The sequence below is a fragment of the Bradyrhizobium sp. 14AA genome (assembly GCF_054185205.1).
Genome location: NZ_JAVAYM010000017.1, coordinates 38,657 through 55,082, shown reverse-complemented (window position 1 = coordinate 55,082; position 16,426 = coordinate 38,657). Strand labels below are relative to the sequence as shown.

Here is a 16,426-nt window from a genome sequence, read left to right as displayed (position 1 = left end):
TTGAGTTGCTAGCGTCACGTGGACGGTGCACCTTCTCCCACAAGGGGAGAAGGAAGGAAAAGGAAACGCCGATGCCCAAGCCAATCGTGCGCATCTACACCGACTACAAGAGCCCCTACGCATTCGTCGCGAACAAGCGTCTGTTCGCGCTGGAGGAGACACACGGCGTCGAGCTCGAATGGCTGCCTTACACGCTGCGTGTCGCTGAATTCATGGGGACGGTCGAGGAGCGCACGCCGCATTTCTGGCGCAAGGTGCGCTACGCCTATATGGACGCGCGGCGCCATGCCAATGCGCAGGGGCTAATCATGAAGGGGCCGCGACGGATCTACGACGCCTTCTATTCCAGCGTCGGCATGCTGTTCGCACAACGGCACGGCTTCTTCCGCCCCTACCACGACACGGTATTCCACAAATTCTGGAGCCATGAGCTGGAGATCGACGACCTCGCCGCAATCACGGATGTCATCACATCGTGCGGCGGCTCGGCCAGCGAGTACGAGGCCTACGTCCATGGCCCTGCGCGCGCCGAGCATGATCGCATCATCATTGATGCCGAAGCGCTCGGCGTGTTCGGCGTGCCCACCATGGTGTTCAACGGCGAGCTGTTCTGGGGCGGCGACCGCATCGACATGCTGATCGAACGTATCGAAAAGCCAGAGACGATCGAGGCCGCGCTCGGCAGCCGCCATCGCAAGCCGGCGTAACCGCTAGGCCGCCAGCCCGCTCTCCACCGGCGCGAATTCGAGCCCCAGACTTTCCGCCACCGCCTTGTTGGTGATGCGGCCGCGATGCACGTTCAGCCCGTTGCGCAAATGCGGGTTCTCCAGCACCGCGGCAAAGCCCTTGTTCGCCAGCATCAGTCCAAACGGCAGCGTCGCATTGTTCAGCGCCTGGCTCGACGTCACCGGCACCGCGCCCGGCATGTTGGCGACACAATAATGCACGACGCCGTCGACCTCGTAGGTCGGATCGGTATGCGTGGTGGCATGCGAGGTCTCGAAGCAGCCGCCCTGGTCGATCGCGACATCGACCAGCACGGCGCCGGGCCGCATCGATGTCAACATCGCCCGCGTGACGAGCTTTGGCGCGCTGGCGCCGGGCACCAGCACCGCGCCGATCACGACGTCGGCATTGAACACCTCGTCCTCGACGGACTCGATCGTGGAGAAGCGGGTGCGCACGCGTCCGATAAAGAGATCATCGAGCTCGCGCAGCCTTGGGATGGAGCGGTCGATCACGGCGACTTCCGCGCCAAGGCCCGCGGCCATGCGCGCCGCCTGCGTGCCCACCACGCCGCCGCCGAGCACGACGACCCGCGCCGGCTGCACGCCGGGCACGCCGCCGAGCAGCAGCCCGCGCCCGCCGGCCGACCGCTTGAGCGCGGCACCGGCGGCCTCAATGGCGAGGCGGCCGGCGACTTCGCTCATCGGCGCGAGCAGGGGGAGGTGGCCGGCCGCGTCGGTGACGGTTTCATAGGCGATCGCGGTACAGCCGGAGGCGAGCAGACCCCTGGCCTGTTCGGGATCCGGTGCAAGATGCAGATAAGTGAAAAGGATCTGGCCGTCGCGGAGCTGGGTCCATTCGCTCTTCTGCGGCTCCTTCACCTTCACGATCATGTCGGCCTTGGCGAAGATCTCGCGGGCATGCTCGGCGATCGTCGCCCCTGCCCGCCGATAGACCTCGTCGGAGGCGCCGATGCCGCTGCCGGCGCCGGTCTCGACCGTCACCTGGTGCCCGGCGGCGACATATTCACGGACCGCGCCCGGAGTGAGCCCGACGCGATATTCCTGCACCTTGATCTCCCTGGGCACACCGACGCGCATCTTTGGCTCCTTTTTGATTCTCTTCATCATCGTAACGACGGCGGCGGTTTGGTTTCGTGCAAATATCCGCTAGTTTGGCGACCCGCGCGCCGGTTTCCGGCGCGGAAATGTCCTTTCACGCTGGAAACGAAACCTTGGCCCTCGACCGGAAAGACCTCGCCATCCTCGCGGAACTCACGACCAATGCGCGAGCCAGCCACACCGAGCTTGCCAACAAGGTGGGACTCTCCAGCACGGCGCTGGCACGGCGGCAGAAGGCGCTGGAGGACGACGGCTACATCCAGGCCTACCAGGCTGCGCTCGATCTCGCGCAGTTCGGCCTCACCATTACGGTGCTGGTGCGCATCTCGCTGGAGAGCCAGAGCGACGAGGCGCTGAAGGCGTTCGAAGCGGAGGTGGTGAAATGCCCCTCCGTCGTGCGCTGCTTCCTGATGTCGGGCACCGACGACTACATCCTGATCGTGCTCGCCCGCGACATCCAGGATTTCGAGCGCATCCACCGCACCGAGCTGTCGCGCCTGCCGCGCGTGGCGCGGGTGCAATCGAGCTTCGCGCTGCGCGAGATCGTCAACCGCGCGGTGCCGACGGTGGTGTTCGGCGAGGCGAAGCGGTAGCGGCTCCCCCTCTGCAAACGCGACGGAAGCTATCCAGGGCCGCTGTCATCGAATTGTCATCGAATGTGCCGAGAGCTGTGCTCCTGGCACATTCGGGACCCCACATGGACTATTTCAAGCGCTTCAACTTCCTGTTCGCAGCACCAATGTTCGACGCCGACGACCTCGAAGGCGTCCGCTTCAACCAGATCATCGAGGAGATCCAGCGCTCCGGCTTCGAGGTGGTCCGGGCCCGCAAGCTGGAGGATGCCGAGATGGCGGTGCAGACCGATGCCGCGATCGGCTGCATGGTGGTGGACTGGGGCAAGAAGGGCCTTGAGGGCAAGACCTCGGCGCTGATCAATTTGATGCGACGCCGCGGTCTCGATTTCCCGATCATCCTCTTGATCCGGCGCAAACGCTTCGAGGACCTGCCCGTCGAGGTGCTCGATTTCATCGACGGCTATGTCTTCCTGTCCGAGGAGACGCCGACCTTCATCGCCAAGAATTTGATCAGCCGGCTCAAGCAATATGCCGAGACGCTGAAGACGCCGTTCTTCGGCGCGCTGGTCGACTATGCCGAGGAAGGCAACCAGCTCTGGACCTGTCCGGGCCACAATGGCGGCGTGTTCTACAACCGCAGCCCGATCGGCCGGGTGTTCGTCGAGCATCTCGGCGAATCCGTGTTCCGCGACGACCTCGACAATTCCGTGCTCGACCTCGGCGACCTCCTCACCCATGAGGGGCCGGCGCTGAAGGCGCAGAAGGAAGCCGCCCAGATCTTTGGCGCGGAGAAGACCTATTTCGTGCTCAACGGCACCTCGACCTCGAACAAGGTCGCGCTCGGCGCCCTCGTCACCGACGGCGACCTGGTGCTGTTCGACCGCAACAACCACAAGGCCGCCCACCACGGCGCGCTGATGATCAATGGCGGCGTCCCGGTCTACGTGCCGACCATCCGCAATGCCTGGGGCCTGATCGGTCCGATGCGCTGGGACATGCTCGACGAGAAGGCCCTGCGCGAGGCGATCCGCAATCATCCGCTGGTCACGGACAAGGATGCCTGGCGCAAGGAGCGGCCGTTCCGCGTCGCCGTCGTCGAACAGTGCACCTATGACGGGACGATCCACAGCGCCGAGATGATCCTGAAGCGCATCGGCCATCTCTGCGAATACATCCTGTTCGACGAGGCCTGGGCCGGCTTCATGAAATTCCATCCCCTCTATGCCGGCCGCTTCGCGATGGGGCTGGCGAACCTTCCTCCCGAAGCACCGGGCATCATCGCGACGCAGTCGACGCACAAGCAGCTCGCCAGCTTCTCGCAGGCCTCGCAGATTCACATCAAGGACCGCCACATCCGCGGCCAGAAGCGGCGCGTCGAGCACCGCCGCTTCAACGAGAGCTTCATGCAGCACGCCTCGACGTCACCCTTCTATCCGCTGTTCGCCTCCCTCGATGTCGGCGCGCAGATGATGAAGGGCCGCTCGGGCGAAGTGCTATGGGACGACACGATCCGCCTCGGCATCGAGCTGCGCAAGAAGATCCGCGCGATGCGCCGGGAGTTCGAGGAGAAGGAGCAAAATCCGGATCGCCGCTGGTTCTTCGAGCCCTTCGTTCCCGATCGCGTCGCCATTCCCGATGTCGGCCGCCCCGGCGCGGCGCATAACGTCGCATGGGAGACCCTCTCCACCGACGAGCTCGCCACCAATCCCGCGCTGTGGCAGCTCGCGCCCGACACCAACTGGCACGGCTTCCCCGGCATGGCCGAGGGCTTCGCCATGACGGACCCGAACAAGCTGACGCTGCTCACCCCCGGCTTCGACCGCTCCGGTGCCTATGCCGAGCACGGCATCCCCGCCCCCGTCGTCGCGCAATATCTTCGCGAGAACCGCATCGTGCCCGAGAAGAACGACCTCAACTCCCTGCTCTTCCTGCTCACGCCCGGCGTCGAGGCGAGCAAGGCCGGCACGCTGATCTCGGGCCTTGTCGCCTTCAAGAAGCTGCATGACGACAATGCGCTTCTGGCCGACGTGATCCCGGAGTTCTACCAGCGCCGGCAGGCACGCTATGCCGGTGTGCGGCTGCGCGACCTCTGTGGCGACATGCACCGCTTCTTCCGCACCGCCGACGTCAGCGCCCTCCAGGCCCGGCAGTTCATGCCCGAGCACATGCCCGAGATCGCGATGTCGCCCCGCGATGCCGCGCGCTACCTATTCAAGAACGATGTCGACTATCTGCCGATCGAGGCGATCGCGGGCCGCATCGCGACCACGCCCTTCGTGGTCTACCCGCCCGGCATCGCCACCATCGTGCCCGGCGAGCGGCTGACGGAACGGGCGAAGCCCATGGTGGATTATCTCAAGATGTTCGAAACCTGCTTCAACACTTTTCCCGGCTTCGATGTGGAAATCCAGGGCGTCTACAAGGAGATCGATGCGCAGGGCCGCATCGGGCTCTATACTTACGTCGTTGCCGAGTAGGTGCCGATGAACGAAACAGCTGCGCGCGCGAGTGACGAACGCGTCCTGGTCAGGCCGTCGCGCGAGAGCGATGTCGAGGCGATGCTGGCGATCTACCGCCATCACGTCCGCAACGGCGTGCCGCGCGATGTCGAGGGAACCGGCGCGCCCGAGCCGGACGATTTGCGCGACCGGCGCAAGAACCTGAAGCAGACCCGCCTGCCGCATCTGGTCGCGACCTATCGCGGCGAGGTCGTGGGCTATGCCTATGCGGTGCTGTTCCGCAAGCGTCCGGCCTATCGCTACACGGCCAAGCACTCGATCTACGTCCACCACGAGCATGTCGGCCGCGGGGTCGGACGGCTCCTGCTCCAGGAATTGATTGATGCTTGCGCGGCGGCCGGCTTCCGCCAGATGATCGGCTATATCGATGCCGACAATGCGCCCTCGCTGGCGCTGCACGAGAAGTTCGGCTTCGCGCGCGCCGGCCTGCTCTGCGGTGTCGCCTATCGCCACGGCCACTGGTCCGACACCGTCATGGTGCAGCGGTCGCTCGGCGCGGGGACGACGGCGCCCCCGCCTGTCGCGGCGCCGGGCCGCTAACCTTCACGACGGAAAGTCAGCCTGCTTTACATGGATGCGGTCGGCATGCAGCGACCAGTGATGCAACGCCTGGTCCTTGCAGAATTTTGCCTTCGCCCGCTCCCTGGCTTCGTTCTCGTCCGAAGCGTCGATTTCGAGCGTGCTCTGGCAAACCTCGCTCTGCCGGCCGTACTGCCCGAGCACGTCCTTCATGAACCTGACGACATAGATAGACATGGGACCTCCTGCGACCCCCGGCGTCACTCTAGTCCTATTTAGGCCGGACGGGGGAAGGAGATTTTGACGCGGATCAAGACGAGGAGGCAGCGCCGACAATTCATTGCGGAACCAGCCGTCCAGGGCTAAGCCGGGCTGCCGGCCGCTGCCCATGAGGATTTTGCCTTGCACTTTGTTTCCGACACCGAAGTCACGAAGGTCTTGACCTTTCCGATCCTCATCGCAGCCCTGGAAGATGCGCATCGCCGGCCGAAGATGGAGGTTCTCGATGCCTTCCTCGGCGGTGAAGGGGCGCAATATGTCATCCGCAGCGCCGTCGATCCCGGCCGGTACATGGCGAGCAAGATGTTCACCAGCTTTCCTGCCAATCTGGCGGAAGGGAAGATGCCGGCGGTGCAGGCCGTGTGCGTGCTGTTCGACGGCACCAACGGCAAGCCGCTGGCGGCAATGGACGGGACCGAGATCACGCATTGGCGCACCGCGGCCGACTCTGCGCTCGGCACGAAACTGCTGGCCCCTCCCAATCCCGAGACGTTGCTTTGCGTCGGTGCCGGCGAAATGTCCGAATGGCTGATCCGTGGCCATCGCACCGTACGGCCATCGCTCGCACGCGTGCTGATCTGGAATCGGAGCCGGGACCGGGCGGATGATTTCGCGAAGCGACTGGCGGCAGGCGGCGTGAAGGCGGAGACGATCACGGACCTCGACGCCGCGACGCGTGAGGCCGACATCGTCACCACCTGCACCCGTGCGCATCAACCGCTGATCAAGGGCCGCAACTTGCGTCCGGGCACGCATCTGGACCTGGTCGGCGGTTACACGCCGCAAACGCGCGAGGCTGACGACGAGGCAGCCAAGCTGTCGCGTGTCTTCGTGGACCGGCGAGAATCCGCCTTCCATGGCGTCGGCGACATCCTGCAGCCGATCGCGAGCGGCGCGATCAGCGAATCCGATGTCCTTGGCGATCTCTACGATCTCGCCGGCGGCCACGTGGAGGGACGCACCTCGCCGTCGGACATCACGTTCTTCAAGAACGCGGGCGGCGGCCATCTCGACCTCATGACCTGCGAGGCCGTGTTCCAGCAGCTCGGCGCAAAGCTGGGGTAGACCCTACCCCGGCGTCATATCGGCCGTCACGTCTTGATGTCGAGGAGCGTGTCTGTCGTTTCCGCGTAGGCCTGAATGACCTTCGCATTGGCGATGAAGCTGTACTTTGCGGTCTCCAGCTCAACGAATTCGCCCACGAGGTCGACGTTCGGCGCGGCAACCAGGCCATCCTGGTTTGCGAAGGGAGCGCCTGGGTCGTATTGGGCGGTAAAGCTCGGAGACAATGTCGATACGGTCGCGATCGTTCCGCCGGGTGTCGAGCCGCTCGATTGGGAGACCTGATCGACCCGCAACGGCACATAGGCCGCTGGAAACGTCGGAGCAATGCCCGAGCTGCCTGCACCGGCCGACGTGCTCGATCCGCCTGACGCCGGCAACGGGCCGGTCGTGCTGACATTGGCGATGTTGCTCGCGGCTACGCTCACGCGCAAACTCGCTGCAGAAAGTCCGGATGTCGCAATCGAAAATATGCTCATGCCCCTGATCTACAGGACAAGTCATACGCGTTCGCTCACGCCATCGGTAAAATCCGCCGCTTTCTGTTTTCATCCTCGTAACCAGCGATCGGAGCGCAATCAGACTTGGCGCCCCCTACCCCGGCGTCACGCCAAAAGCCTGCTTGAAGCGCTCGGCATAGCGCGGCCAGACTTCAGGATTGATGATCCGCGGCGGGCGCTTGCCGTCGAGCGTCTCCAGCACCTGCTCGGCGGCGATGCGGCCCATGTTCTGGCGCGCCTCGATCGTCACGCCTGCGGTGTGCGGGCTCGCAAGCACGTTGTCGAGCTGAAGCAGCGGATGCTCCGGCGGCGGCGGCTCCTTGGACCAGACGTCGAGGCCGGCGCCGGCGATGCGCTTGTCACGCAGCGCCTGGAGCAGCGCATCCTCGTCGTGGATGAAGCCGCGCGCCGTGGTGACGAAGTAGGCATGCGGCTGCATCAGCGCGAATTCGCGCACGCTGATCATGTTGCGGCTGCCCTTGTTCAGCGGGCAGGAGATCGACACGAAATCAGCGCGGCGCAAGAGCTCGTCGAGCTCGACCTTCTCACCGCCCCGCTCGGCCATCACCTCGGTCGAGAGATAGGGGTCATAGGCCAGCACCTTCATGCCGAGCAGGCCCTTGCACAGCGCGGCGATGCGGCGGCCGACATTGCCGAGGCCGATGATGCCGACGGTCTTGTGCTCGACCTCGTTGCCGACGAGATCATTGCGGTTGACGTCCCGCTCCCGGCGCAGGCGGCGGTCGGACTGGATGATGCGCTTGGACAGCGTCAGCATCATCGCCAGCGCATGCTCGGCGACCGAATGGGCATTGCCGCCGGACTGGTTGACAACCACCACGCCCGCATCGGTGCAGGCCTCGACATCGACGGGATCGAAGCCCGCGCCGTTGCTGGAGACCAGAAGGAGGTTCGGCGTGCGCTTCAGGAAGGCGGCGTCGACATGGAAATGCGGCGCCAGCTCATCGCGCGCAGCACCGATCTGGTAGACATGGGCCGCGCTCAGGATCGGAGCATAGAAATCTTCAGGGCTCGCATTCTCGATGCGATCGAGCCGGACGTCGGGCCGCGCCTTCAGGATGTCGATATAGATCGGATTGGCCAAGTAATTGGAGTAGACGACACGCTTGCTGTTGACCGACATCAGGACCCTTCCGGCGCTATCGAGGGAGATCCGCTAGGTCAGCGCGATGCGCGCCCGTCCGTGCCCCTCCCGTTTTCTCGTTATCGCCCTTATGCCATGGCGATGCCGGCCACGGCAGGCCGTCTGGCGCAGATCACGGTGCCGGCCCGGACATGTTGACAATCCCGCCCGCTCCGTCAAGTTCGGCTGATCGCCGCGACGGCCGGGACAACGGCTAAGACCAAGAAGCAGGCGCGGCTGAAGGGAGAACGCAATGGCGATTGCGGAGCAGCAGACCTCGACGGAGGCCTCGGGCGACAGGAGCTGGCACGGCATCGTCCTGCAAACCCTGAAGCGGAACGAGATCAGCCTCATCCCTTACGTGCCCGACCGCGTGCTGACGCCGCTGATCAAGAATTTGCACGCCGATCCCTTCTTCACCACCTTCGCCACCGCCCGCGAGGAAGAGGCCGTCGGCATCGTTTCGGGCGCCTGGATGGGCGGACGTCGCGGCGCTGTGTTGATGCAGACCTCGGGCTTTGCCACGCTCGCCAACGTGCTGGCTTCGCTCGCGGTGCCCTACCAGATCCCGCTGATCATGTTCGTGTCCGAGCGCGGCACGCTCGGCGAGTTCAATTATGGCCAGTCGCTGGTCTGCCGCACCATGCGCCCGGTGCTCGACTCCCTGGCGCTGGAGCATCACACCATCACCCGGCTCGACGAGCTCGAGTTCATCGCCGACCGTTCGATCAAGCAGGCCGTCACCACGCAGGCGCCGGTGGCGCTGATCCTCAACCCGCTGCTCACCGGCGGCAAGGTCTTCGACAAGTGAGCGCCACCATGAACACGCGCAACACCAAAGTGATGAACCGCTTCGACGTCACCTCGCGCCTGATCGCAAAGCTCGAGCACGAGGAAGCCGTGATCGGCGGCATCGGCAACACCAATTTCGACTTGTGGGCCGCCGGCCACCGTCCGCAGAACTTCTACATGCTGGGCAGCATGGGCCTCGCCTTCCCGATCGCGCTCGGCGTCGCGCTGGCGCAGCCTGATCGGCGCGTCTTCGCGCTCGAAGGCGACGGCTCGCTGTTGATGCAGCTCGGCGCGCTATCCACGATTGCGACGTTGAAGCCGAAAAACCTGATCATGATCGTGATGGACAACGGCATCTACCAGATCACCGGCGCGCAGCCGACGCCGGCCGCTGGCGTCGCCGACGTCGTCGCTATCGCCATCGGCTCGGGGCTGGCCAACAGCGCCTGGGCCGCGGACGAGGAGGATTTCGAGCGGCTGGTTGATGAGGCCATGTCCGCCTCGGAGCCGAGCCTGATCGCGGTCCGTATCGACGACAAGCCCGGCGTCGGTACCACCCGGAGGGACCCCGTGCAGATCCGGGAGCGCTTCATGCACGGCCTCGGCGTGCGCGAGCCACTTTAAGGTTTCGTCATTAACTACACGGCGATCTGATCCGCATCGCGCGGCAGGCCCCTGCCAATCCGTGCTAAGCGGTCCGGATGTCCATTTTTGTTCGTTTTTCTGCCTGGCTGCTCGCCGCCGCCGTCACCTTTGCAACGCTCGGCCCGCCGGGCCTGCGGCCCCATTCCGATCTCGGCCAGGATGGCGAGCATGCGCTGGCCTTCATCCTTGTCGGGCTGGCTTTCGGCCTCACCTACCGGAATCGCCGCTGGACCGTCGCCGCCATCGCGGTGGTCCTGATCGGCCTGCTCGAGCTGATGCAATTCTGGGCGCCGGGACGCCATGCGCGTCTGGAGGACTTTCTGGTCGACGCCGGCACCGCCTGCATCGGCTTTGCGCTGGCGGCCGTTGCAGATTGGGTCATGACCCGGTTTCGAGCGAACTCCGCCCTGACAGGCTGAGGCCCCGCGGAGTGACCTCCGCAGGGCCAATTCTTCAAACCTGCACGCCGGTTGATCAGTCGATGATCTTGACCACGCGGCGCGTGCGCGGCTCGACGATCACGCGGCGGTCGTTCACGACCGCATAGCGATACTCGGTGTAGTTCGGCACGGGGCGCAGCACCACGGTGGGGGGCAGCGGCTCGCCGACCACGACGCGCTCGTGGATCACGACGGAGTCGTCGCGCGGGATTCCACCAAGCACCGCGTTCGGGATCTCAAGGCCGGCGCCGACAGCCGCACCGACGGTGCCACCGACCATCGCGCCGACCGGGCCGCCGATGTCGCCACCCGCGCGCGCGCCGTTCCTGGCGCCCTGTTCGGTCGTCGATTGAGCAAAGGCTGCGCTCGACGCCAGCAGCGACACGGCAGCCAACGAAATCACAAGACGGGTCTTCATGTGCTTTTGTCTCCAGTGATTGCTGTGCGCCATCAACCGCGAAGGCCGGATCATTGTTCCGGTTCCGCGGTCGCGAAAGATCCGCCAACATCACTGGAAACTGTTACCGGGTAACAGTTCAGGCAGCCCCGATTTCGTGGCCTGCCATCAGTTCCAGCGCCCGCACCATCGCCGAATGATCCCAGGCCTTGCCGCCATGTGCCGTGCAGGACGAGAACAATTGCTGCGCCACCGCCGTGCTCGGCAGCGACAGGCCAAGAGCACGCGCGCCTTCGAGCGCGAGGTTGAGATCCTTCTGGTGCAGCTCGATGCGGAATCCGGGATCGAAATTCCGCTTCACCATGCGCTCGCCATGCACTTCGAGAATCCGCGACGACGCAAAGCCGCCCATCAGCGCCTGCCGCACCAGCGCGGGGTTCGCACCGGCTTTGGACGCGAACAGAAGCGCTTCGCTCACAGCCTCGATCGTCAGCGCGACGATGATCTGGTTCGCGACTTTCGTGGTCTGGCCGTCGCCATTGGCGCCGACATGCGTGACGTTCTTGCCCATCTTGTCGAAGATCGGCTTCATGGTGCCGAAGGCCCGCTCGGGCCCGCCGACCATGATGGTGAGGCTCGCAGCCTTCGCGCCGACCTCGCCGCCCGATACCGGCGCGTCGAGATAGTCCGCACCCAGCGCTTCGATCTTCTTCGCGAATTCTTTCGTCGCCAGTGGCGAGATCGAGCTCATGTCGACCACGATCTTGCCCTTGGAGATGCCGCTCGCAACGCCATCCTTGCCGAACAGCACCGCTTCCACATGCGGGGTGTCAGGCACCATGATGATGACGGCGTCCGCCTCCTCTGCGACCTCCTTGGCCGATTTGCAGGCAACGCCGCCCGCCGCAATCAGCTCCGCGGCAACCGGCGCAACGTCATGCAGGAGAACGCGGTGACCCGCGGCGAGAAGATGGCCGGCCATCGGCCGTCCCATGGTGCCTAGTCCGATGAAGCCGATGTCGATCATGTCTCGATGTCCTCAGGTCTCGAAAGTCTGCGCCGCGTGCCAGGAGAGGCCCTCCAGCGTCGTGGTGCGCGGCTTGTATTCGCAGCCGACCCAGCCGCGATAGCCGATCGCGTCGAGGTGGCGGAACAGGAAGGGGTAATTGATCTCTCCGGTGCCGGGCTCATGGCGGCCGGGATTGTCGGCGAGCTGGATGTGCGCGATCTGGGGGAGATATTCCTGCATGGTGCGGGCGAGATCGCCCTCCATGATCTGCATGTGATAGATGTCGTACTGGATGAAGAGGTTGTTCGAGCGCACCTCGGAGATCAGCTGCACCGCCTGCTCGGTGCCGTTGAGAAAGAAGCCGGGAATGTCGAGCGTGTTGATCGGCTCGACCAGCAGCTTGATGTTCTCCCGTGCCAGCGTCGAGGCCGCAAAGCGGAGATTGCCGACCAGTGTCTCCTGAAGCTCGCGCCGATCGGCGTCGACGGGCGCGATGCCGACGAGGCAATTGAGCTGCTCGCAATCGAGCGCCTTGGCATAGTCGATGGCGCGGAACACGCCGTCGCGGAATTCGGCGGTGCGATCTGGCAGGATCGCGATGCCGCGCTCACCCGCCGCCCAGTTGCCGGCCGGCAGGTTATGCAGCACCTGCGTCAGACCATGGGCTTCGAGCTGCTCGCGCAGTTGCGCCTTGTCGAAATCATAGGGGAAGAGATATTCGACCCCGGAAAAGCCCGCCGCCTTCGCAGCAGCGAAGCGGTCGATGAACGGCGTCTCGTTGAAGAGCATGGTGAGGTTGGCGGCGAATTTCGGCATGGTGCTGTCCTCCCTATTCCGCCGGCTGCAACACGCCCGGGCGCGCCCGTTCGACCTCGTCGAGCGGCAGATCCAGCACTTCCTCGAACTCGACGATGTTGTCGATCTCCGTGCCCATCGCGATGTTGGTGACGCGTTCGAGGATGAACTCGACGACGACAGGCACGCGGTGCTTGGCCATCAACTCGCGCGCGGTCACGAAGGCAGCTTGCGCGTCCTTCGGGTCCGTGACGCGGATCGCCTTGCAGCCGAGGCCTTCGGCCACCGCGACATGGTCGACGCCATAGCCGCCGAGCTCCGGCGCGTTGATGTTCTCGAAGGAGAGCTGAACGTGATAGTCCATGTCGAAGCCGCGCTGGGCCTGGCGGATCAGGCCGAGATAGGAATTGTTCACGACGACGTGGATGTAAGGCAGATTGAACTGCGCACCGACCGCGAGCTCCTCGATCAGGAACTGGAAGTCGTAATCGCCCGACAGCGCGACGATCTCGCGATCAGGACATGCTGCGCGCACGCCGAGCGCGGCGGGCAGCGTCCAGCCGAGCGGACCCGCCTGTCCGGCATTGATCCAGTTGCGCGGCTTGTAGACGCCCAGGAACTGCGCGCCGGCGATCTGCGACAGGCCGATCACGGTGACATAGGTGGTGTCGCGGCCGAATGCCTTGTTCATCTCCTCATAGACGCGCTGCGGCTTGATCGGCACGTTGTCGAAATGGCTCTTGCGCAGCATCGTCTTCTTGCGATCGCGGCAGGCCGCGGGCCACGCCTGGCGCTCGCGGAGCCTGCCTGACCGGCGCCACTCCCTGGCGACGGTGACGAAGAGTTCGAGCGCAGCCTTGGCGTCCGAGACAATGCCGAGATCGGGATTGAACACGCGCCCGATCTGGGTCGGCTCGATGTCGACATGCACGAAGGTGCGGCCCTTGGTGTAGGTCTCGACCGAGCCGGTGTGACGGTTGGCCCAGCGGTTGCCGATGCCGAGCACGAAGTCGGACTCCAGCATGGTGGCATTGCCGTAGCGGTGGCTGGTCTGAAGGCCGACCATGCCCGCCATCAGCACGTGGTCGTCGGGGATCGCGCCCCACCCCATCAGCGTCGGGACAACAGGCACGTTGGCGATCTCGGCGAATTCGACCAGCAGGTCCGACGCGTCGGCATTGATGATGCCGCCACCTGCCACGATCAGCGGCCGCTCGGCCGCGTTGAGCATCTCCAGCGCCTTCTCGACCTGCTTGCGCGTCGCGGTGGGCTTGTAGACCGGCAACGGCTCATAGGTCTCGTCGTCGAACTCGATCTCGGCGAGTTGCACGTCGAGCGGCATGTCGATCAGAACCGGCCCCGGCCGCCCCGAGCGCATCACATGAAAGGCCTGGCTGAACACGCGCGGCACCAGCGCCGGCTCGCGCACCGTCACGGCCCATTTTGTCACGGGCTTGGCGATCGACTCGATGTCGACGGCCTGGAAATCTTCCTTGTAGAGCCGCGCCCGCGGCGCCTGGCCGGTGATGCAGAGGATCGGGATGGAATCGGCGATCGCCGAATAGAGCCCGGTGATCATGTCGGTGCCGGCAGGCCCCGATGTGCCGATGCAGACGCCGATATTGCCGGCCTTGGCCCGGGTATAGCCCTCAGCCATGTGCGAGGCGCCCTCGACATGGCGCGCGAGGACATGGCGGATCGAGCCGCGCTTCTTCAGGGCCGAGTAAAGCGGATTGATTGCGGCCCCGGGAACGCCGAAGGCAGTGGAGATGCCTTCCTTCTCCAGAATTCGGACGGCTGCATCGATAGCTCGCATCTTCGCCATATCGGACCTCGCTCAAGTTGCGTCAGCGAGCGAGATCATCAGATGCGCAGAAGCCGATCTCAACGAGATCGATTTTATTTTCCACGATGCGGCAACCGCTGAAAAAACGTGGCGGTTTCAATCGATTAGATCGAGAGATGCGTGAAAGCCAATCACTCGAACAGCGGCGCCAGTTCCATCTGCGGGACCAGCACGAGACCCTTGTCGGTGATGCGAATTTCCGGAATGACCGATAGCGGAATCAAATTGAAGCCCATGTAGGGGATGGTACAGCCGGCTTCCGCCCATTCCTTCTTCAAGACCTTCACCTCTTCGGCCACCTCGGTAACGCGCTTGTCGGACAAGAGCCCCGCGATCGGCAGTGGAACCAACGCCCTCACCTCGCCCTCGGCAACCACGCAAACGCCGCCCTGCTGGGCCTTGATGGCCGATATCGCCACCTGCATGTCGGCCTCGTTGGTTCCGGCGACGATGATGTTGTGGCTGTCGTGCCCGACGCTGGAGGCGACCGCGCCGCGTTTCAGGCCAAAATCCTTCAAGAGGCCATAAGCGACGTTACCGGCCGATTTGCCGTGGCGCTCGACCACCGTGACGAAGCACAGGCCGTAACGTTCAAACAGCGACAGCCAGTCCTTTGCCGGCTCGATCTTGACCTTCTCGTGGATCAGCGTGATGCCCGGCAGCGCGGTCTTGATCGCGTTGACGGTGCAGGCCTTCGTCGGAAGCTCCGGCGTGAGCTTGACCTTCTCCGGAAGCTTCACCGTCGCATAGGCCGCCTTCGGATATTGATAGCGCTGCGACAGCGCCTGATCGAGGCTATCTGTGATCTTGCCGTGCTCGACCACCAGATCGCCGCCATACCAGGTGCATTGCGGCTTGAGCTGATCGTCCATCAACACGAGGTCGGCGCGGCGGCCGCCGCCGAGCCCGCCGATATCGCCGTCCATGCCGAAGCGCGTCGCGCCATGCAGCGAGCCCATCGACCAGGCCTGCTCCGGCGATATCCCCGCCTTTACGGCCTCGCGCACCACCCAGTCGAGGCCGAACAGCAGCAGATCATCGGCATCGCGGTCGTCGGTGCACACGGCCGTGCGCTTGTGCGAGGCCCCGAGCTCGGTAACGGTGCGGATCGCCTGCGGCAGCGAATGCCAGGGCGTGGTCGGCGGGCCGCCACGCAAAAACACCCAGACGCCGGCATCGAGCAGATCGTCGGCGATGTCGCGGTCGATCGCCTCATGGGTATCGGTGACGCCAGACGCTGCGTAGGCCGCGACGAATTCGCGGCCATAGACGTGGCCGGACACCGGTCGCCCGCGCTTCAGGGCGGCGGCGAGGATGGCGTGGCTCCGCTCGTCGCCCATCGTCACGGGCACGAAATCCATCTTTTCGCCGAGCGCGACCGCTTCGGGCCAGCGGTCGAACAGACCGGCGATCTTGTCGGGCGTGAGGTCGCCGCCCGCCGTCTCCAGTTCCGCCGACGTTGCCGGCACCGTGCTCGGCACCGTCAGGAAGATCGAGAGCGGCGCCTCGCGCGCATCCTCCAGCATCGCCTCGACGCCGGCGACGTCCATGACGTTGCCGATCTCATGGCTGTCGCAGAAGATCGTGGTGGTGCCGTTGAGCAGCGCCGCCTCCGCATAGGCGCAGGCCGTCACCATCGAGGATTCGATGTGGATATGCGGATCGACTAGCCCCGGCGCGATGATGCCGCCAGCCGCGTCGTAAAGCGGAACATCGCTCCAGGCTTTCCTGGCCGTGCCCGCCGGTTTCACCGCCGCGATGCGGCCGCCGGTGATCCAGACCTCGCGGCCCGCGTGGATGCGCTCCGAATAGGTCGACAGCACTCGCGCGCCCGTGACGACCAGATCCGGCGCGACGCGCGCCGAGGCGACGTCGGCGAGGCGCCGCGTCATGCTGTGCAGCGGCGCGACGGAGAAGCGGGTGAGTTTGGTCATCGGGGCTCTCGCGAAGATTGGACAGCCCATCGATGGTTGCGCGCTGGGCGTACGAGGGGCAAGATCAAATAAAACGGCACCTCTGCTTACGCATTGGGCAACGGCGCCGGCGGCCGTTTCAGG

Annotated in this window: 17 protein-coding genes; 8 read left to right on the top strand and 9 right to left on the bottom strand. The window is 64.8% G+C overall.

Annotation, left to right across the window (positions count from 1 at the left end; translation table 11 throughout):
* Window positions 1-71: 71 nt before the first annotated feature.
* Window positions 72-707: a DsbA family protein gene (locus tag RAD15_RS27190; protein ID WP_458181287.1), complete on the top strand. Its 636-nt coding sequence runs from the start codon at window positions 72-74 to the stop codon at window positions 705-707.
* Between the two features lie 3 nt (window positions 708-710).
* Here the strand turns inward: RAD15_RS27190 and ald are convergent, their stop codons facing one another.
* The gene (gene ald, locus RAD15_RS27185) at window positions 711-1,826 is read right to left on the bottom strand and encodes an alanine dehydrogenase (RefSeq protein WP_458181286.1); all 1,116 of its coding nucleotides are present in this window, start codon (window positions 1,824-1,826) and stop codon (window positions 711-713) included.
* Window positions 1,827-1,960: 134 nt separating this feature from the next.
* Between ald and RAD15_RS27180 the strand changes: the two genes are divergently transcribed.
* From RAD15_RS27180 to RAD15_RS27170, 3 genes are all read left to right on the top strand, one after another.
* Window positions 1,961-2,440, top strand: coding sequence for an Lrp/AsnC family transcriptional regulator (locus tag RAD15_RS27180; protein WP_458181285.1), 480 nt, complete (start codon window positions 1,961-1,963; stop codon window positions 2,438-2,440).
* Between the two features lie 104 nt (window positions 2,441-2,544).
* On the top strand, window positions 2,545-4,899 hold the full coding sequence (locus RAD15_RS27175) for an Orn/Lys/Arg family decarboxylase (RefSeq protein WP_458181284.1): 2,355 nt from the start codon (window positions 2,545-2,547) through the stop codon (window positions 4,897-4,899).
* Between the two features lie 6 nt (window positions 4,900-4,905).
* Window positions 4,906-5,481 (top strand): N-acetyltransferase family protein, encoded by a 576-nt coding sequence (locus RAD15_RS27170; protein WP_458181283.1) that lies wholly within the window; start codon window positions 4,906-4,908, stop codon window positions 5,479-5,481.
* A 3-nt stretch (window positions 5,482-5,484) separates the two neighbouring features.
* Here the strand turns inward: RAD15_RS27170 and RAD15_RS27165 are convergent, their stop codons facing one another.
* Window positions 5,485-5,697 carry a hypothetical protein gene (locus RAD15_RS27165; RefSeq protein WP_458181282.1) on the bottom strand — a complete coding sequence of 71 codons (213 nt, stop codon included), beginning with the start codon at window positions 5,695-5,697 and terminating at the stop codon, window positions 5,485-5,487.
* A 165-nt stretch (window positions 5,698-5,862) separates the two neighbouring features.
* Between RAD15_RS27165 and RAD15_RS27160 the strand changes: the two genes are divergently transcribed.
* Entirely contained in the window at window positions 5,863-6,804 is a 942-nt protein-coding gene (locus RAD15_RS27160; protein WP_458181281.1) for an ornithine cyclodeaminase family protein, read from the top strand.
* 26 nt (window positions 6,805-6,830) lie between these two features.
* Here RAD15_RS27160 and RAD15_RS27155 read toward each other — a convergent pair whose 3' ends face one another.
* A complete protein-coding gene (locus RAD15_RS27155; RefSeq protein WP_458181280.1) occupies window positions 6,831-7,280 on the bottom strand; it encodes a flagellar basal body rod protein FlgC in 450 nt (149 codons plus the stop codon).
* A gap of 115 nt (window positions 7,281-7,395) precedes the next feature.
* Window positions 7,396-8,445 (bottom strand): hydroxyacid dehydrogenase, encoded by a 1,050-nt coding sequence (locus RAD15_RS27150; protein ID WP_458181279.1) that lies wholly within the window; start codon window positions 8,443-8,445, stop codon window positions 7,396-7,398.
* Window positions 8,446-8,698: 253 nt separating this feature from the next.
* Here RAD15_RS27150 and RAD15_RS27145 point away from each other — a divergent pair, with 253 nt between their 5' ends.
* From RAD15_RS27145 to RAD15_RS27135, 3 genes are all read left to right on the top strand, one after another.
* The gene (locus RAD15_RS27145) at window positions 8,699-9,256 is read left to right on the top strand and encodes a thiamine pyrophosphate-binding protein (RefSeq protein ID WP_458181278.1); all 558 of its coding nucleotides are present in this window, start codon (window positions 8,699-8,701) and stop codon (window positions 9,254-9,256) included.
* A gap of 8 nt (window positions 9,257-9,264) precedes the next feature.
* On the top strand, window positions 9,265-9,861 hold the full coding sequence (locus RAD15_RS27140; RefSeq protein WP_458181277.1) for a thiamine pyrophosphate-dependent enzyme: 597 nt from the start codon (window positions 9,265-9,267) through the stop codon (window positions 9,859-9,861).
* Window positions 9,862-9,938: 77 nt separating this feature from the next.
* Complete coding sequence (locus RAD15_RS27135) at window positions 9,939-10,301, top strand: VanZ family protein (RefSeq protein WP_458181276.1); 363 nt, start codon at window positions 9,939-9,941, stop codon at window positions 10,299-10,301.
* Between the two features lie 55 nt (window positions 10,302-10,356).
* Here the strand turns inward: RAD15_RS27135 and RAD15_RS27130 are convergent, their stop codons facing one another.
* The 5 genes from RAD15_RS27130 to RAD15_RS27110 all read right to left on the bottom strand — a co-directional run bounded on the left by RAD15_RS27130 (window position 10,357) and on the right by RAD15_RS27110 (window position 16,303).
* Window positions 10,357-10,740 carry a DUF1236 domain-containing protein gene (locus RAD15_RS27130; RefSeq protein WP_458181275.1) on the bottom strand — a complete coding sequence of 128 codons (384 nt, stop codon included), beginning with the start codon at window positions 10,738-10,740 and terminating at the stop codon, window positions 10,357-10,359.
* Between the two features lie 118 nt (window positions 10,741-10,858).
* Window positions 10,859-11,746, bottom strand: coding sequence for a 2-hydroxy-3-oxopropionate reductase (locus RAD15_RS27125; protein WP_458181274.1), 888 nt, complete (start codon window positions 11,744-11,746; stop codon window positions 10,859-10,861).
* A 12-nt stretch (window positions 11,747-11,758) separates the two neighbouring features.
* Window positions 11,759-12,544 carry a hydroxypyruvate isomerase gene (hyi, locus tag RAD15_RS27120; RefSeq protein ID WP_458181273.1) on the bottom strand — a complete coding sequence of 262 codons (786 nt, stop codon included), beginning with the start codon at window positions 12,542-12,544 and terminating at the stop codon, window positions 11,759-11,761.
* A gap of 13 nt (window positions 12,545-12,557) precedes the next feature.
* Window positions 12,558-14,348, bottom strand: coding sequence for a glyoxylate carboligase (gcl, locus tag RAD15_RS27115; RefSeq protein WP_458181272.1), 1,791 nt, complete (start codon window positions 14,346-14,348; stop codon window positions 12,558-12,560).
* A 152-nt stretch (window positions 14,349-14,500) separates the two neighbouring features.
* The gene (locus tag RAD15_RS27110; protein ID WP_458181271.1) at window positions 14,501-16,303 is read right to left on the bottom strand and encodes an adenine deaminase C-terminal domain-containing protein; all 1,803 of its coding nucleotides are present in this window, start codon (window positions 16,301-16,303) and stop codon (window positions 14,501-14,503) included.
* Between the last annotated feature and the right edge of the window lie 123 nt (window positions 16,304-16,426).

Bases quoted from the DNA above. Each gene is read 5' to 3' on its own strand.
- RAD15_RS27145 (WP_458181278.1), top strand. From the start codon at position 8,699: ATGGCGATTGCGGAGCAGCAGACCTCGACGGAGGCCTCGGGCGACAGG.
- RAD15_RS27155 (WP_458181280.1), bottom strand. From the start codon at position 7,280: ATGAGCATATTTTCGATTGCGACATCCGGACTTTCTGCAGCGAGTTTG.
- RAD15_RS27190 (WP_458181287.1), top strand. From the start codon at position 72: ATGCCCAAGCCAATCGTGCGCATCTACACCGACTACAAGAGCCCCTAC.
- RAD15_RS27125 (WP_458181274.1), bottom strand. From the start codon at position 11,746: ATGATCGACATCGGCTTCATCGGACTAGGCACCATGGGACGGCCGATG.
- RAD15_RS27135 (WP_458181276.1), top strand. From the start codon at position 9,939: ATGTCCATTTTTGTTCGTTTTTCTGCCTGGCTGCTCGCCGCCGCCGTC.
- RAD15_RS27165 (WP_458181282.1), bottom strand. From the start codon at position 5,697: ATGTCTATCTATGTCGTCAGGTTCATGAAGGACGTGCTCGGGCAGTAC.
- gcl (WP_458181272.1), bottom strand. From the start codon at position 14,348: ATGGCGAAGATGCGAGCTATCGATGCAGCCGTCCGAATTCTGGAGAAG.
- ald (WP_458181286.1), bottom strand. From the start codon at position 1,826: ATGCGCGTCGGTGTGCCCAGGGAGATCAAGGTGCAGGAATATCGCGTC.
- RAD15_RS27140 (WP_458181277.1), top strand. From the start codon at position 9,265: ATGAACACGCGCAACACCAAAGTGATGAACCGCTTCGACGTCACCTCG.
- RAD15_RS27150 (WP_458181279.1), bottom strand. From the start codon at position 8,445: ATGTCGGTCAACAGCAAGCGTGTCGTCTACTCCAATTACTTGGCCAAT.
- RAD15_RS27170 (WP_458181283.1), top strand. From the start codon at position 4,906: ATGAACGAAACAGCTGCGCGCGCGAGTGACGAACGCGTCCTGGTCAGG.
- RAD15_RS27175 (WP_458181284.1), top strand. From the start codon at position 2,545: ATGGACTATTTCAAGCGCTTCAACTTCCTGTTCGCAGCACCAATGTTC.
- RAD15_RS27110 (WP_458181271.1), bottom strand. From the start codon at position 16,303: ATGACCAAACTCACCCGCTTCTCCGTCGCGCCGCTGCACAGCATGACG.
- hyi (WP_458181273.1), bottom strand. From the start codon at position 12,544: ATGCCGAAATTCGCCGCCAACCTCACCATGCTCTTCAACGAGACGCCG.
- RAD15_RS27130 (WP_458181275.1), bottom strand. From the start codon at position 10,740: ATGAAGACCCGTCTTGTGATTTCGTTGGCTGCCGTGTCGCTGCTGGCG.